At 70.4% G+C, this 14,027-nt stretch carries 14 protein-coding genes; all 14 read right to left on the reverse strand.

From position 1 onward, the window contains the following. Positions 1-2 precede the first annotated feature (2 nt). The gene (gene trbL / locus RXV79_RS06195) at positions 3-1,379 is read right to left on the reverse strand and encodes a P-type conjugative transfer protein TrbL (protein ID WP_304304415.1); all 1,377 of its coding nucleotides are present in this window, start codon (positions 1,377-1,379) and stop codon (positions 3-5) included. After that, positions 1,376-1,684: an EexN family lipoprotein gene (locus RXV79_RS06200; RefSeq protein WP_304304417.1), complete on the reverse strand. Its 309-nt coding sequence runs from the start codon at positions 1,682-1,684 to the stop codon at positions 1,376-1,378. The genes trbL and RXV79_RS06200 overlap by 4 nt, the downstream gene beginning before the upstream one ends. Then, complete coding sequence (gene trbJ / locus RXV79_RS06205; protein ID WP_304304419.1) at positions 1,671-2,438, reverse strand: P-type conjugative transfer protein TrbJ; 768 nt, start codon at positions 2,436-2,438, stop codon at positions 1,671-1,673. The genes RXV79_RS06200 and trbJ overlap by 14 nt, the downstream gene beginning before the upstream one ends. After that, positions 2,435-4,882, reverse strand: coding sequence for a conjugal transfer protein TrbE (gene trbE, locus RXV79_RS06210; protein WP_304304421.1), 2,448 nt, complete (start codon positions 4,880-4,882; stop codon positions 2,435-2,437). The genes trbJ and trbE overlap by 4 nt, the downstream gene beginning before the upstream one ends. 18 nt (positions 4,883-4,900) lie before the next feature. Beyond that, positions 4,901-5,170 carry a VirB3 family type IV secretion system protein gene (locus RXV79_RS06215; protein WP_294371507.1) on the reverse strand — a complete coding sequence of 90 codons (270 nt, stop codon included), beginning with the start codon at positions 5,168-5,170 and terminating at the stop codon, positions 4,901-4,903. Then, on the reverse strand, positions 5,167-5,490 hold the full coding sequence (locus RXV79_RS06220; RefSeq protein WP_294371510.1) for a TrbC/VirB2 family type IV secretion system protein: 324 nt from the start codon (positions 5,488-5,490) through the stop codon (positions 5,167-5,169). The genes RXV79_RS06215 and RXV79_RS06220 overlap by 4 nt, the downstream gene beginning before the upstream one ends. Further along, a complete protein-coding gene (trbB, locus tag RXV79_RS06225) occupies positions 5,487-6,503 on the reverse strand; it encodes a P-type conjugative transfer ATPase TrbB (protein ID WP_294371512.1) in 1,017 nt (338 codons plus the stop codon). The genes RXV79_RS06220 and trbB overlap by 4 nt, the downstream gene beginning before the upstream one ends. After that, positions 6,500-6,931 (reverse strand): CopG family transcriptional regulator, encoded by a 432-nt coding sequence (locus RXV79_RS06230; protein ID WP_294371514.1) that lies wholly within the window; start codon positions 6,929-6,931, stop codon positions 6,500-6,502. Before RXV79_RS06230 ends, trbB begins: the two co-directional genes overlap by 4 nt. Then, positions 6,928-8,970, reverse strand: a complete 2,043-nt coding sequence (locus tag RXV79_RS06235) for a conjugal transfer protein TraG (RefSeq protein ID WP_294371517.1) — start codon at positions 8,968-8,970, stop codon at positions 6,928-6,930. The genes RXV79_RS06230 and RXV79_RS06235 overlap by 4 nt, the downstream gene beginning before the upstream one ends. 264 nt (positions 8,971-9,234) lie before the next feature. Further along, a complete protein-coding gene (locus tag RXV79_RS06240; RefSeq protein WP_316702589.1) occupies positions 9,235-10,128 on the reverse strand; it encodes a LysR family transcriptional regulator in 894 nt (297 codons plus the stop codon). 170 nt (positions 10,129-10,298) lie between these two features. Further along, positions 10,299-11,315: a 2Fe-2S iron-sulfur cluster-binding protein gene (locus RXV79_RS06245; RefSeq protein WP_294371523.1), complete on the reverse strand. Its 1,017-nt coding sequence runs from the start codon at positions 11,313-11,315 to the stop codon at positions 10,299-10,301. Further along, a complete protein-coding gene (locus tag RXV79_RS06250; RefSeq protein WP_294371526.1) occupies positions 11,312-12,283 on the reverse strand; it encodes a PdxA family dehydrogenase in 972 nt (323 codons plus the stop codon). The genes RXV79_RS06245 and RXV79_RS06250 overlap by 4 nt, the downstream gene beginning before the upstream one ends. A gap of 5 nt (positions 12,284-12,288) precedes the next feature. After that, a complete protein-coding gene (locus tag RXV79_RS06255) occupies positions 12,289-12,753 on the reverse strand; it encodes an aromatic-ring-hydroxylating dioxygenase subunit beta (protein WP_137947718.1) in 465 nt (154 codons plus the stop codon). A 28-nt stretch (positions 12,754-12,781) separates the two neighbouring features. After that, a complete protein-coding gene (locus RXV79_RS06260; protein WP_294371537.1) occupies positions 12,782-14,026 on the reverse strand; it encodes an aromatic ring-hydroxylating dioxygenase subunit alpha in 1,245 nt (414 codons plus the stop codon). Between the last annotated feature and the right edge of the window lies 1 nt (position 14,027).

The following is a 14,027-nucleotide window of genomic DNA, read 5'->3' on the forward strand; positions in this document are numbered from 1 at the left end:
CTTTATGAACTGGAGTCGTCGCGCAGGCTGGGCCCGGCCCCACCGCCGCCGTGATCACCCGAGCGCAGCACGTGCGCCGCGGTCGTGGCTGCATGCGCCGCCTGTTGCCGATGGCGCATGCGCTGCGCCCAGGCCGGCTCCGAGGCAGCGGACGGCGGGCCGCCTGCCTCTGCCGGAACACCGGATGCCGACGCGGCAGCAGGCGCCGCAGCCCGAGCCACGAAGCCGGTCACCCGATCCTTGACCGCCTTGGCGCCGGCAGCCACGCGCTGGCCAGCCGCGCTCGCCCCGGTCTTCGCGACGTTGGCGAGACCCGTGCTAGCAGCGCGAACCGGACCTCCGGCCGAAGCAGCCGCGCCGGCCTGGTAGGCGGCCCTCGCGTCGCTGGTCAGCGATGAGGCCGCACGTCCTGCAGTAGCTGCGCCCCCAATGGCCGTTCGCGCGGCACCCGGCGCCATGCGCGCGCCGGCAGCAACGGCCGAACCCGCGCCCGCCACGGCAGCAGTACCAGCGACGGCCAGCCCGCCCGCGCCGATCGCCGTGCCCGCCGCCGCACCGGCGCCGAGCTGCGGTGCTCCGGACACCAGCCCCGTGGCGATCCCGGGTCCGAAGATGCCCAGCCCCAGCATAGCCAGGGACGCCAACATGACCACCAGCGCATGGTCGATCGAGGGGTCCGCCGCCGGCGCAGCCGTGAACTCGCCGAACAGCCCTGACCCGATCCCCACGATCACCGCCAGCACCAGCACCTTGATGCCCGAGGACACCACGTTGCCCAGCACCTTCTCGGCCAGGAACGAGGTCTTGCTCCAGAGGGCGAAGGGCACCAGCACGAAGCCGGCGAGCGTGGTCAGCTTGAACTCGATCAGCGTGACAAACAGCTGCACCGCCAGCACGAAGAAGGCCACGATCAGCATCAGCCAAGCGAAGAACAGCACGGCGATGGTGTCCAGGTGCGCGAACACCTCTGGGAAGCCCGTCATGGTCCCGATCTGCTCCATGATCGGCCGGCCGGCGTCGATGCCCACCCGCGCCAGGCGCCCGGGCTGCAGCAGCTGGCCCTGGGACAGCGAGGAGCCCGAGGCCTTCAGCCCCAGCCCGGCGAAGGAGTTGAAGACGATCGCCGCCAGCCGGTTGAAATTGCCCAGGATGTAGGCGAAGGCGCCCACGTAGAGCACCTTCCGGATCAGGCGCGCCATCACCTCGTCGCCCTGGCCCGAGGCGTGGCTCATGGCCCAGAACAGGCCCGCCAGCGTCATGTCGATCGCCACCAGGGTGGCCGTGAGGAACGCCACCTCGCCATGGAGCAGTCCGAAGCCCGAGTCGATGTAGCGCGAGAAGACGTCCAGGAAGCGGTCGACGACCCCGACGTCGTTCATGGCGCCCTGTCCCCGGCTGGCGGTGGCGCCGGCTTCACCGGATCGCTCGCATAGGGCGATGGCGAGGGACGCATGAAGCGCTGGCGCGTGGCCTCAGCCACCGCGTTGCACTGCGCATCGCCGACCCTGGCGTGGTCCGCCTTGCAGGCTGCGCGCAGTTCCTTCAGCCGCTCGGGGTTGGCTACCAGCGACTCGACCGATTCAATGCTGTCCACCGGCGAGGACTTCCCACAGGCGGCCAGCGCCAGCACCACAGCGATCACGATAAAGCGCCTTTTCATGCCGTCCTCTTCACGGATTGCCATAGAAGTTCACGGTGTATGGCGTGTACGGCGTGCCGCTGCCCATGAAGCGCCGGCGCACCTCCCGGGCACGCTCCTGCACCGCCACCTGCCGCGCCTGCTCCAGCGCCACGGCGCGGTCCTGGGTGATCCGCAGCTGCTGTGCCTGGATCGACTGCTTGGCCTGCAGCGCCAGCAACTGGTTCGTCGCCTGCATGGCCTGCAGGGCCCCGGCCGCGGACTGGCTCCTGCCGACCACGTCGGCCAGCACGCCCTCGTCCTCGCCCAGGTTCTGGGACACCTGCGCCTGCATCCGCAAGGCGGTCTGCAGGCCGTCGAGCGTGTGCTTCCAACGCTCCCTCGCGTCCTGGGCCATCCGGTCGCCGCTCACCGTGGCGGCGTACTGCTCGGGATACAGTCGCTGGAACTCCCTGTCCATGGCCGCCACGTCGTAGGCCAGCCCCTTGGCCTGGGCGATCAGCCGCTGCGTGGCCGCCAGGTTGCCGCGCAGGCGGCTGACCACGCTGAACGGCAGGCTGGCGAGGTTGCGCGCCTGGTTCATCAGCATCTGCGATTCGTTCTGCAGCTGCTGCACCTGGTTGCTGATCTGCTCGAGCGTGTTGGCCGCCGTCATCATGTTCTGCATGAAGTTGGAGGCGTCGAACACGGTGTCGCCGATGCCGAAGATGGCGTGGGCCGGCTGCACGGCCCCGAGGGCCAGCGCGCCGGCAGCGGCCAGCGCAGCAACACGAGACTTGAGGAAGGACTTGCGTTTCATGGCGCTTTCTCCTGCGGGGTGGAAGGAACGAAGGGAGGTGTCGGAAACGACGGGATGAGATCGGCGGCCCAGTCCAGGCCGCGATGGCGCAGCCAGGCCGAGACGAAGCCGGAGATGCCGGAGGCGGCGAGCACCGCGTCCATGGCGCGCTGGTCCTCGGGCGAGGCCGCCGCCGCGAAGGCCAGCGCCACTGGCCCCAGACCCAGCTCGAAGACGCGGTTGCCCAGGCGCGACTGGTAGTAGTAGTCGCGCTTCGGGGTGGCCGTGGCCACGATCCCGATCTGTCGGGCGTTGAGGCCGAAGCCCTCGTAGATCGTGCGGATCTGCGGCTCGGCGGCCTGCGGGTTGGGCAGGAAGATGCGGCTGGCGCAGCTTTCGATGATGGCCGGCGCGATGGCCGAGTCCTTGATGTCCGCCAGCGACTGCGTGGCGAAGACGATCGACACGTTCTTCTTGCGCAGCGTCTTGAGCCACTGGCGGATGCGTGCGGCGAAGACCGGGTCGTCCAGGAACAGCCACGACTCGTCCAGGATCAACAAGGTCGGTACCCCGTCCAGCCGCTCCTCGAAGCGCGCGAAGAGATAGCGCAGTACCGCCATGACCGCCGCCTTGCTGGGCATCAGTTCCTCCATCTCGAAGGCCTGCACGTCGGCAGTGCCCAGCCGGTCGTGGTCGGCGTCCAGCAGCCGGCCGTGGGCGCCGCCCAGCACATAGGGCGCCAGCGCCTGGCGCAGCGCGTTGGACTGCAGCAGCACGGATAGCCCGGTCATGGTGCGCTGCTCCAGGGGGGCACCAGCCAGACTGCCGAGGGCGGTCCAGACCGCATCCCGCTCGGGCGGTCCGACCGCGACGCCCTCCTGCGCCAGCCGGCCCTCGATCCACTCGGCCGCCCACGTGCGCCAGCCCTCGCGGTCGATGCGCGCCAGCGGCTGGAAGGCCATGTTCCCGTCCGGACCCAGGTCGTAGTGCTCGCCGCCCAGGCCCAGGATGGTCGCCCGGATCGATCGCCCCATATCGAAGGCGAAGATGCGCGAACCCGGATAGCGCCGGAACTGCAGGGCCATCGTCGCCAGCAGCACCGACTTGCCCATGCCGATCGGCCCCACCACCAGCGTGTTGCCGACATCGCCGATGTGCGTCACGAGCCGGAAGGGCGTGGCGCCATCGGTGCGCGTCACGATCAGCGGCGGCCCGTCCAGGTGGGCATTGCGCTCCTGCCCGGCCCACACCGCCGAGACCGGCATCAGGTGCGCCAGGTTGAGCGTCGAGACGATCGGTTGTCGCACATTGGCATAGGCGTTGCCGGGGATGGACGAGAGCCAGGCCTCCACAGCATTCAGCGTCTCGGGGATGGTCACGAAGCCGCGCCCCTGGATCGCCCGCTCGGCCTGGCGCAGCTTCTCGTCGGCCACGGCCGCATCGGCGTCCAGCACCGCCACCGTGGCAGTGACGTAGCCGAAGGCCACCTGGTCGCCACCCAACTCCTGCAGGGCGGCATCGGCGTCCGAGGCCTTGTTGCTGGCGTCGGAGTCCACCAAGGGGGATTCCTGCTGGAAGACGGTCTCGCGCAGCAGGGTCACGATGTTCTTGCGCTTGGCGAACCACTGGCGGCGCAGGCGCACCAGCTCTTTCTCTGCCTCGGCCTTGTCCATGCACAGGAACCGGGTGCACCAGCGGTAGGCGAAGCCCAGGGGGTTCAGGTCGTCCAGGATCCCCGGCCAGGTCGAGGCCGGGAAGCCCCGGACGGTCAGCACCCGCAGGTGCCTGTCCCCCAGCATCGGCGCCAGGCCACCGGTCAGCGGCCGGTCGGCCAGCAGCGCATCCAGGTACATCGGCACCTGGGGCACGGCCACGGGATGCCGCGCCGTCGAGACGCAACCGTGCAGGTAGGCAAGCGTCGCGGCGTCATCGAGCCAGCCGATCTCCGGCATCACGCCTTCGAGCAGGTCCAGGAAGCGCTCGGACTCGACAACAAAAGCCTCCAGCCGCTCGCGCCAGTCGACCCCTTCCACCGGACGGTTCTCGTAGAGCAGCCGCCCCGCCCGCGCGCGCGACTCCTCCGGCGGCAGGTACAGCAGCGTCAGGTGGTAGGCGCTCTCGAAGTGGCTGCCCGCCTCCTCGAAGGCGGCGCGCCGCTCCTCGTCCACGAGCCAGGACAGTGGCTCCGGGAAGGAGGATGACGGATAGTCCGCCGCCTCGCGGCGCTCAGCGCCTACGAAGAGGGCCCAGCCCGATCCGAGCCGACGCAGCGCGTTGTTGAGGCGCGCCGAGGTGGCGACCAGTTCGCCCTGCGTGGCGCTGTCCAGGTCCGGCCCCCGGAAGCGCGCCGTGCGCTGGAAGGCGCCATCCTTGTTCAGCACCACGCCCGGCGCGACCAGCGCGGCCCAGGGCAGCCAGTCGGCCAGCAGCGCGGGGCGGCGACGGTACTCGGCGAGGTTCAGCATATCGGCGTCTCCCCCGCCTCAGATGTCCAGCAGCGCGCGATGCTTGATGTGCCGCGCGAAGACCTGCATGAACTGCGCATCCATGCGCGCACCCCAGACCGCCAGCGCGTGGCCGGCGACCCAGAGCACCACGCCCGGGACCCACAGCTGCAGGCCCAGCCCCACGGCCGCGGCCAGCGTGCCGTTGGCGATCGCCACCGTGCGCGGCGCACCGCCCAGCAGGATGGGCTCGGCCAGGGACCGGTGCAGTGGGATCTCGAACCCCGGCACGACAGCGAGCGCGGTCATACCAGCACCGCCCCGCCCGAGAACGAGAAGAAGGACAGGAAGAAGCTCGAGGCGGCGAACGCGATCGAGAGGCCGAACACGATCTGGATCAGGCGCCGGAAACCCCCGGAGGTATCGCCGAAGGCGAGCGTCAGGCCCGTGGCGATGATGATGATCACCGCGATGATCTTGGCGACCGGCCCCTGGATCGAGTCCAGGATGGACTGCAGCGGCGCCTCCCAGGGCATGCTGGAGCCGGCGGCGTGCGCGGGTGCGGTCATCGCGAGCAGCAGGGCGCCCACCAGGGCCGCCGGCTGAACGGATTTACGGAAAGTCGTCATGTCGGGTTTCCTTCAGAGGAAGACGGTTCAGGCATCGAGGGAGACGCCGGCCCGATCGATGCCTCGAGCCGGTAGCCCTGGCTGTCGTGGCCGGCCACGCGCACGATCTCGCGCACCCGGCGGGCATGGCCCCGGCCGGCGATGAAGACGATGACGTTCACCGCCTCGGCGATCAGCGCCCGCGGCACGGTGACGCTGACCTCCTGCACGAGCTGTTCGAGGCGCACGAGCGCGCCCTGGGCCGAGCCCGCATGCACGGTGGCGATGCCGCCCGGATGGCCCGTGCCCCAGGCCTTGAGCAGGTCCAGGGATTCCGCGCCGCGCACCTCGCCCACCACGATGCGATCCGGCCGCAGCCGCAGCGTGGCACGCACCAGGTCGGCCATGGAACTGACCCCCGGCTCGGTGCGCATGGCCACGTGGTCGTCGCTGCGGCACTGCAGCTCCACCGTGTCCTCGAGGATCAGCACGCGATCGCCCGTGCCCGCGATCTCGTCCAGCAGTGCATTGGCGAGAGTGGTCTTGCCGGTGCTGGTGCCGCCGGCCACCACGATGTTCAGGCGCTCGCGCACGGCTTGGCGCAGGAAGGCGGCCTGGGCCTCAGCCATGATCCCGTCGGCCACGTAGTCCGCCAGGGTCATGATGCGCAGCGCCCGCTTGCGAATGGCGAACGAGGGCGCGCGCACGATGGGCGGCATCGCCCCCATGAAGCGCTCGCCGGTCTCGGGCAGTTCCGCCGACAGCAGCGGCGCGCCCGGATGCACCTCGGCGTGCACGTGTGCGGCGACGACGCGGATGATGCGTTCGGCCACGGGCGGCGGCATCCTGTGGCCCGTGGGCACGCGGCCGCTTTGCAGCCGGTCCACCCAGAGCGACCCGTCCGGGTTCAGCAGCACCTCGACCACGTCCGGGTCCTCCAGCGCGGCGGCGATCTCCGGCCCCATCGCCGTGCGCAGCATGCGGATGCGGCGCCGGGCGGGCTCGCGGTCGGGCACATCCTCGGGGCGCGTCATCCTGCATCCTCCGAGGCGTCCACCGGGCCGACCTCCTCGTGGACTTCCCGCACCAGGCTGCGCCCGCGCTGGATGTGCCGGGCCAACTGCTCGATGAACTGCGCGTAGCGCGCACGGCCCTGGGCGCGCACGGCCTCCTGCTGCTGCTCGGGCACCGGCAGGGCGAGTGTCAGGTAGTGCCGCACGAACAGGGCCACGGTCTCGATCAGGATGCCCTGGTCGCGCTCGAGCCGGTCGAACTGGCGCGACAGGCGGTCCAGGCGCCTGCCCATCGCCGCCTCGCGCTGGTCCATGGCATCGGGCGAGAGGAAGGAAGACAGCGCCGCCGCGATCACCGAGGACTTCGACACGCCCCGGTGCACGGCCACGTCCTCCAGCCGCCTTGCATGCTCGGGCTCGATGAAGATGTTCAGGCGCGCCCGGGTCATAGGGCGATCCCGTCATCCGGGTCCAGCGCGGCCAGCCGTGCGGCGCGCACCTGGCCGCGATCCAGTTGGCGGTCCAGCTCGTGTGGCAGCGGCGGTGCATCCCCCTCGTCGCGCTCGTCGTCCAGCAGGATCAGGTCGCCCGCCTCCGGCTCTTGGACCAGTTCACGGACATCTTCCAGCTCCGGCCTGAGCTGATGGCCACCCTCGTCCGCGAAGCCGCCTGCATCGCTGCCGCCAGCGACTTGCGGAGGCGGAGGAGTCGCGAGGCCGCTCCAGTCGTCGGTCCGGCCGGCGGGCTTGTCCGCATAGGTGCCGGCGACCAGCACGGGCGGCGCCAGCACCCGCCGCGTGAAGTTGCGGTCCTGGTAGTAGCGCAGCTTCCTCGCGCGGATCGGCGGATGGCCGGAAACCATCACCACCGCCTCGTCCGGCGGCAACTGCATCACCTCGCCCGGCGTGAGCAGCGGCCGGGCCGTCTCCTGGCGCGAAACCATCAGGTGGCCCAGCCACGGCGCGAGCCGGTGGCCGGCGTAGTTGCGCTGGGCGCGCAGTTCGGTGGCCGTGCCCAGCGAATCGGAGATGCGCTTGGCCGTGCGCTCGTCGTTGGTGGCGAAGGCGACGCGCACGTGGCAGTTGTCCAGGATCGAATGGTTCGGGCCGTACGCCTTGTCGATCTGGTTCAGGCTCTGCGCGATCAGGAAGGCCCGCAGGCCGTAGCCCGCCATGAAGGCCAGCGCCGACTCGAAGAAGTCCAGCCGGCCCAGGGCCGGAAACTCGTCGAGCATCAAGAGCAGCTTTTGGCGCCGCGCGATGCCGTCCGAACCATCGAGCGACTCGGTCAGGCGCCGGCCGACCTGGTTGAGGATCAGGCGGATCAGCGGCTTCGTGCGGCTGATGTCCGAGGGCGGCACCACCAAGTACAGCGATACCGGGTGTTCGGCGGAGATGAGGTCCGCGATGCGCCAGTCGCAGCGCGAGGTCACCTCAGCCACCGTCGGGTCGCGATACAGGCCGAGGAAGGACATGGCCGTGGACAGCACGCCCGAGCGCTCGTTCTCGCTCTTGTTGAGCACTTCGCGTGCGGCCGATGCCACCACCGGATGTGGACCATCGCCCAGGTGCGGCGTGGTCATCATCCGGTGCAGCGTCACCTCGAAGGGGCAGGCCGGGTCCGACAGGAAATTGGCGACGCCGCGCAGCGTCTTGTCCTCGCCCGCGTACAGCACGTGCAGGATGGCACCCACCAGCAGTGCGTGGCTGGTCTTCTCCCAGTGGTTGCGCCGCTCCAGCGCGCCTTCCGGATCCACCAGGATGTCCGCGATGTTCTGCACGTCGCGCACCTCGTGCACGCTGCGGCGAACTTCCAGCAGCGGGTTGTAGGCGGCCGAGCGCGGATCGGTCGGGTTGAACAGCAGGCAGTGGCTGAAGCGGCTGCGCCAGCCGGCCGTGAGATGCCAGTTCTCGCCCTTGATGTCGTGGATCACGGCCGAGCCGGGCCAGGTGAGCAGCGTGGGCACCACCAGCCCGACGCCCTTGCCCGAACGCGTGGGCGCGAAGGCCAACACGTGCTCGGGGCCGTCATGGCGCAGGTACGTGCACAGCCCGCGGCGCAGCTTTCGGCCCACGCCTTCGATGCGGCCCAGGAAGACCCCGGCATCGCCGGCCAGGCCGGCCTTCTCCACCTCTTCGGCTTCGGCCCAGCAGGCCGAGCCGTAGGTGGTGACCCGCCCGGCGAGCCGTGCCCGCCACACCGCCATGGCGATGGCCGCGGCGGTGGCGGCCAGCCCGCTCGAAGCGGCCGCGATCCCGCCACGCTCGAAAACGCGGGGCGCATAGGCGCCATAGAGGTACCACCATTCGAACAACTTCCATGGCTCGTAGGCCGGCATTCCGAGCACATGGAACCAGGCTGGCCCGAGTCCGGCCTGGTAGCCCAAGGCCCGCGCCGTCCACTGCGTGGCAGCCCACGTGCCGCCCAGCGGCACGCACAGCACCACGATGATCTGTCCGAACAGGATGCCGGTCGCTGATGTCGGCATGAGGCCACCTCCCGAGGCACGTGATTTCCAATGCGCGTGCCACCACGACACGCAGGCACGAGTCTGAAATCAGGCGCCCGCGAGGCACACCCGTCGGGGCGTGGCCTGGCGTACGCCGGCGGGCGCGTCGCTGTTTTGCTTCTTCTCGTGGAGGCGGTGCGCGTGGGAGCGCGGCCAAGTCAGACGGCGGTCAGCATGCCAGCCGACGCGCATCGCGTCCAAGGCTTCTGACGCGAGCCGACATCGCGCCACGGCGATGTGCTGTTACGGCTGATGCAAGGTTCGGGCGTACGCGAGGAATCGCTGGAGCACCTCCGGCAGGGCGGGGTGCCGGTGTTTGTGCAGCACGTAGGTCTTGATGCATATGTCTTCAGCCAACGGCACGACGACGACATCGGCGCGACGCAGAGTCGTCATGTGGCCGGCATCGGCCACGCCGACACCCAGGCCCGCAGCCACGCGGATGACGTAGCCCACCAGGGTCCGGGCTTCGGCTGCGATAACGGGCCTAGCAGCGTAGTGTCGACGCACAGCGTCCATCTGCTGACGCAGCCCTGGCAGACGGTCGAGGCGGCAGGCGATCATGGGGAAGGCCAGGAGTTCGGAGATCTGCACGACCTCGCGGGTGGCCAGTTCGTGGTCGGGTGGAACCAACGCCACCAAGGGGTAGTCCCAGACCATCTCCTGGGCAATGGCGTCATCTTCCGCAATGCCGAAGGAGAAGCCGACATCGACCTCCTCGCGCCGCAGCGCGGCCAACAGCTCGGACGCAGGCATCTCGGTGATCTCCAGCGGGATGTCGGGCGCCAGTGCGCGCCAGCCGAGAAAGCAATCGGAGAGCCTGGGCTGGGCCATGCCGTCCGCCACGCCGACGCGAAGCGGTGCGCGGTAGCGGGCGTCGGTTTCGCAGACCACCCGTTTGATGCGCTCGAACCGCGTAAAGAGCATGCGGGCATGCTCGAGCAGCTTAGATCCGGCGGGGGTCAGTTTCAGCCTGCGTGGCGCGCGGACGAGGAGCGTGACACCCAGTTGCTCCTCCAGATCGCGCACGGTGCGCGACAGAGGCGTCTGGTCGACGTGCACGCGTTCGGCAGCACGGCGGAAATTCAGCTCCTCCGCGACCGCGATGAAGTAGCGCAGATGTCTTAACTCAATCATCGATGCCGCGAGTCGAATGGACTAGTACGCCAGGAATCGATTCACATATTGCAAAAAGGGCTCAAGCCTTCTTGAAGGAATTCGCTGTATGCCATTTGTCCTCGTAGCCGAATGAGACCGAAGACACCATGAAACGCTCCTGCGGCATCTCTCTATGGAGCCGGCCACCTTCAGGCCGGCACGGTGCCCGCCGCAGGCCCGCTGACGAACACGTCGGCATGGAAGCGCGCGGCCGGCAGGCCCAGCGCCTGCACCGCCGCCTCGCGCACCGACTGCACCATCGCCGGCGAGCCGCAGCAGTACAGCTCGTGCCCCGACAGGTCGGGGCAGTGCGCGCGTAGCGCCGCATCGACCCGGCCGGCGAAGGCGCCCTCGCGCGTCTCTCCGCTGAGCGCCTCGATGAAGCGGAAGTCCTGCGGCCACTGGCGCTGCCACTTCGCGACCGCCGGGCGCAGGTAGATGCCCTCGGCACGGCGGGCGCCCCAGATCAGCGTGATCGGCCGCGCCACGCGCCGGCGCGCCATGTCGTCCAGGATGGATTTGGCTGGCGCGAAGCCGGTGCCACCCACGACGAAGACGATCGGCCGGTCCGCGTCCGCCTCCAGCGTGACGGCGCCGAAGGGCAGCTCGACCTCGATCGCGTCGCCCGGCGCCAGGCTGGGCACGCGCGCGCTGAAGGCGCCGTCGGCCACGTGGCGCACGTGCAGGGTCAGCGTGTCGTTCTCGTGCGGCGGGTTCGCCATCGAATAGCAGCGGGTGCTGCCGTCGGGCAGCGCGAGTTGCAGGTACTGGCCGGCCTGGAAGCGGGCCCGCTGCCCGGCCGGCAGGCGCAGCTGCAACACCGAGACGTCGGGCGCCGCCAGCTGGTTGCGGAACACCTTCGCCGTGAAGCGCTTGCGGGCGGCCGGGTCGACGCGGTGCCAGGCGGCGGGGCGGATGCGCAGGTCGCTGCGCGGCGCGCACATGCACAAGAGCACTTGATCGGGCCCGCAGCTCTCGTTGCGCAGCGGGCCGCCCAGGTTGGCGACCTCGCCCCCGGCCACCGCGCCGGCGCAGTTGCCGCACACGCCCTTGCGGCAGGAGTAGGGCAGCTCGATGCCGGCGCGCAGCGCGGCGTCGAGCACGCTCTGCGCCGGGCCGCAGTCGAAAGCGGCGTCGCTGCCCTCGATGGTGATGCGATGGTTCATGCCGTTCCTTCCTCCACGCCGGCGCTCGTCAGCAGCGCGATGGTGCGCAGCACAGCGCCGGGGTCCGCGATGCCGAGGCCGGCGATGTCCATCGCGCTGCCGTGGCCGACGCTGGACAGCAGCGCCTGCGCGCCGATGGACAGCGCGCTGGCCGCGTTCGGCGCCAGCAGCTTGACGGGGATGTGGCCCTGGTCGTGCAGCATCGCGACGTACAGGTCGTGCCGCCGCTGCGCCAGCAGCAGGTCGGCGCCCAGCGGGCCGTCCACGCGCAGGCCCTCGGCGCGCAGCGCCTGCACGGCCGGCTCGACGTGCTGCGCGTCCTCGGGGCCGAACAGCCCGCCTTCCGAGGCGTGCGGGTTGATGCCGAAGACGCCGATGCGCGGATCGGCGACGCCCAGCCGCGCGCAGGCCCGCACGCCTGCGCGCGCCGCCGCCGCGACCAGCGCGGGCCGCAGGCGGCCCAGCGCATGCGCCACGCTCTCGTGCAGCGTGGCGTGCACGATGCGCAGGCCGCCGCCGACGAGCATCAGGAACACGCTGTCCTCCGGCTGGCCGCACACGCGCGCGACCAGCGAGGGGTAGCCGCTGAAGGCGATGCCGGCCTGATGGATCGCCGTCTCGTGGTGCGGGCAGGCGACCACGGCGTCGGCCTCGCCGCGCCGGCAGGCCTCGATGGCGGCGCTGGCTGAGGCGACGGCCGAGGCGCCCGCCGCCGGGTCGATGCGGCCGGGCCGGGCTGCCTGCGCGGGCAGCGTGCCGGCGTCCACCGCGGGCTGCCCGCGCAGTAGCGCCTCCAGCCCGAGCTGCGATGCCATGCGCTCCAGCACGGCCGCGGGGCCGTACAGCGTGATGCGCTCGCGTGCATCGGACGGCAGCGCCGCCAGGGCCTTGAGGGCGATCTCCGGCCCGATGCCGTTGGGGTCGCCCACGGCCAGCGCCAGCCGGGGCGGCGCGACGGTCGCAGCCATGGCGTTCACAGCGGCAGGGCCAGCAGCGTGTCCGTCACCGTGCTGTCGCACACCGCGACGCGCGAGCGCAGGCGCAGCCGGCCATCCTGCCGCACCACGCGATCGCGGTAGACGCCGCTGGCGAACAGGTGGGTCTCTCCGGTCGCCATGATGCGCGCCACCATGAAGGGCGTGCGAGCCTCGGCGCCCGTGTCGTCCTGCGCGCCCAGCACCGGGATGCCCAGCAGATGGCGGTAGCGCTGGCGCTCGTAGATGTTGGCCTCGCGCAGCGCGGCGATGCGGTCCTCCAGCATGGCGCGCGAATCGGCGTAGACGATGCCGGCCGGCAGGCCCTCGCGCTCATTCTCCGTGTGCGTGATGCGGTAGTGGCAGTCGTCGGTGAAGAAATCGGCCCACCGCTCCAGCGCATCGCTGTCGATGGTTTCGGCATAGGCCGCGTTGAAGGCGCACAGCGCCAGCAGGTCGATCATGGTGTGCTCTCTCGATGGGCAGGCGCGCTCAGGCGCCCATGTGCTGCCGGTAGGCCTTCCAGAAGCCGCGCACCGAGGCCTCGGTGGCGCGGCCCTCGCTCGACGCGGTGCCGTCGCCGCCCATCTCCACCACCGCCTCCAGCGTGCCCGCGCCGGCGATGCCGCGCTGCACGAAGCCGCCGACGGCGCCGTCCTCCATCGAGATGAAGCCGGCCGGCCCGATCAGGTTGGACTGCTTGAGCCGCACGCGGCGCTGCTCGGGCGTGTCGTCGGCGTAGCCGAGGTAGGTCCAGTTCAGCTCGGTGCGCTCCACGCCCCTGGGCAGCACCTGGCGCACCGCCAGGCAGTTTTGGATCTGCTGCAGCACGAAGCCGGGGAAGACCGAGAGGATCTGCAGCGTCACGCCGTCCCCGTATTCCTGGAAGCCGGCCAGCAGGCTAGGGTCCTTCAGGCGGTAGTTCGCATCGTCCGAGCGCAGGCCCTGGTCGCGGTACGAGGCGTCCTTCTCCGCCTGCGCGTCGATCATGGAGTAGCTCACATGGTTGCCGCCGCTCTCGTCGACGATGACGCCGCCCTTTTGCGACAGGCGATTGAGCTCGAAGGTGGTGAAGAACAGGTGCAGCAGGCTCGCGTGGTAGCTGTCGCGCACGTTCTCCACGTACAGCTTCCAGTTGTTGGGCAGCGCCTGCGTGAAGCGCCCGATCACCTCCACCGGCTTGTGCAGCACGCGCTCGATGCGTTCGCAGATCTCCTCGCCCAGGTACTCCTCGATGCCGGGCACCTCGTCGCTGAAGCTGCCGAAAACCAGCCCGCAGAAGGCCGCCACGCGCAGCTTGCGCGGGCCGTGCGCCTCCTTGCAGAAGCCGGGCGGCATGCCGCCCTGGCCCTTGACGCCTTTCTCGAAGGCCACGCCGGTCAGGTCGCCCTGCCGGTTGTAGCTCCAGGCGTGGTAGACGCACTGGAAGTTCTCGGCGCGGCCCGACTTCTCCAGCGCGATCAGCGCGCCGCGGTGGGCGCAGCGGTTCTCGAAGGCGTAGACCTCGCCGTCCGCGTCGCGCACCACCACCACCGGCGTCTCGCCGACGAAGGTGGTGCGGTAGCTGCCGGCCTCGGGCAGCTCGGCCTCCAGGCACAGGTAGTTCCAGGTCTCGCCCTGGAAGATGCGCGCCTGCTCCTCGGCGGCGAGCTGCGCGTCGCGGTAGACGCCGTAGGGGATGCGCGTGAGCCCGGGGCCGGACCAGCGGACGGGTTGAAGGGTGGACGTGTCTTGCATG

Origin of the sequence: Piscinibacter gummiphilus (assembly GCF_032681285.1) — a bacterium.
GTDB classification, from domain to species: Bacteria; Pseudomonadota; Gammaproteobacteria; order Burkholderiales; family Burkholderiaceae_C; genus Rhizobacter; species Rhizobacter gummiphilus_A.

What these genes read in the sequence shown, in the direction of transcription:
- trbL (WP_304304415.1), bottom strand. Translation starts at nt 1,379, where the DNA reads ATGAACGACGTCGGGGTCGTCGACCGCTTCCTGGACGTCTTCTCGCGC.
- RXV79_RS06200 (WP_304304417.1), bottom strand. Translation starts at nt 1,684, where the DNA reads ATGGCAATCCGTGAAGAGGACGGCATGAAAAGGCGCTTTATCGTGATC.
- trbJ (WP_304304419.1), bottom strand. Translation starts at nt 2,438, where the DNA reads ATGAAACGCAAGTCCTTCCTCAAGTCTCGTGTTGCTGCGCTGGCCGCT.
- trbE (WP_304304421.1), bottom strand. Translation starts at nt 4,882, where the DNA reads ATGCTGAACCTCGCCGAGTACCGTCGCCGCCCCGCGCTGCTGGCCGAC.
- RXV79_RS06215 (WP_294371507.1), bottom strand. Translation starts at nt 5,170, where the DNA reads ATGACCGCGCTCGCTGTCGTGCCGGGGTTCGAGATCCCACTGCACCGG.
- RXV79_RS06220 (WP_294371510.1), bottom strand. Translation starts at nt 5,490, where the DNA reads ATGACGACTTTCCGTAAATCCGTTCAGCCGGCGGCCCTGGTGGGCGCC.
- trbB (WP_294371512.1), bottom strand. Translation starts at nt 6,503, where the DNA reads ATGACGCGCCCCGAGGATGTGCCCGACCGCGAGCCCGCCCGGCGCCGC.
- RXV79_RS06230 (WP_294371514.1), bottom strand. Translation starts at nt 6,931, where the DNA reads ATGACCCGGGCGCGCCTGAACATCTTCATCGAGCCCGAGCATGCAAGG.
- RXV79_RS06235 (WP_294371517.1), bottom strand. Translation starts at nt 8,970, where the DNA reads ATGCCGACATCAGCGACCGGCATCCTGTTCGGACAGATCATCGTGGTG.
- RXV79_RS06240 (WP_316702589.1), bottom strand. Translation starts at nt 10,128, where the DNA reads ATGATTGAGTTAAGACATCTGCGCTACTTCATCGCGGTCGCGGAGGAG.
- RXV79_RS06245 (WP_294371523.1), bottom strand. Translation starts at nt 11,315, where the DNA reads ATGAACCATCGCATCACCATCGAGGGCAGCGACGCCGCTTTCGACTGC.
- RXV79_RS06250 (WP_294371526.1), bottom strand. Translation starts at nt 12,283, where the DNA reads ATGGCTGCGACCGTCGCGCCGCCCCGGCTGGCGCTGGCCGTGGGCGAC.
- RXV79_RS06255 (WP_137947718.1), bottom strand. Translation starts at nt 12,753, where the DNA reads ATGATCGACCTGCTGGCGCTGTGCGCCTTCAACGCGGCCTATGCCGAA.
- RXV79_RS06260 (WP_294371537.1), bottom strand. Translation starts at nt 14,026, where the DNA reads ATGCAAGACACGTCCACCCTTCAACCCGTCCGCTGGTCCGGCCCCGGG.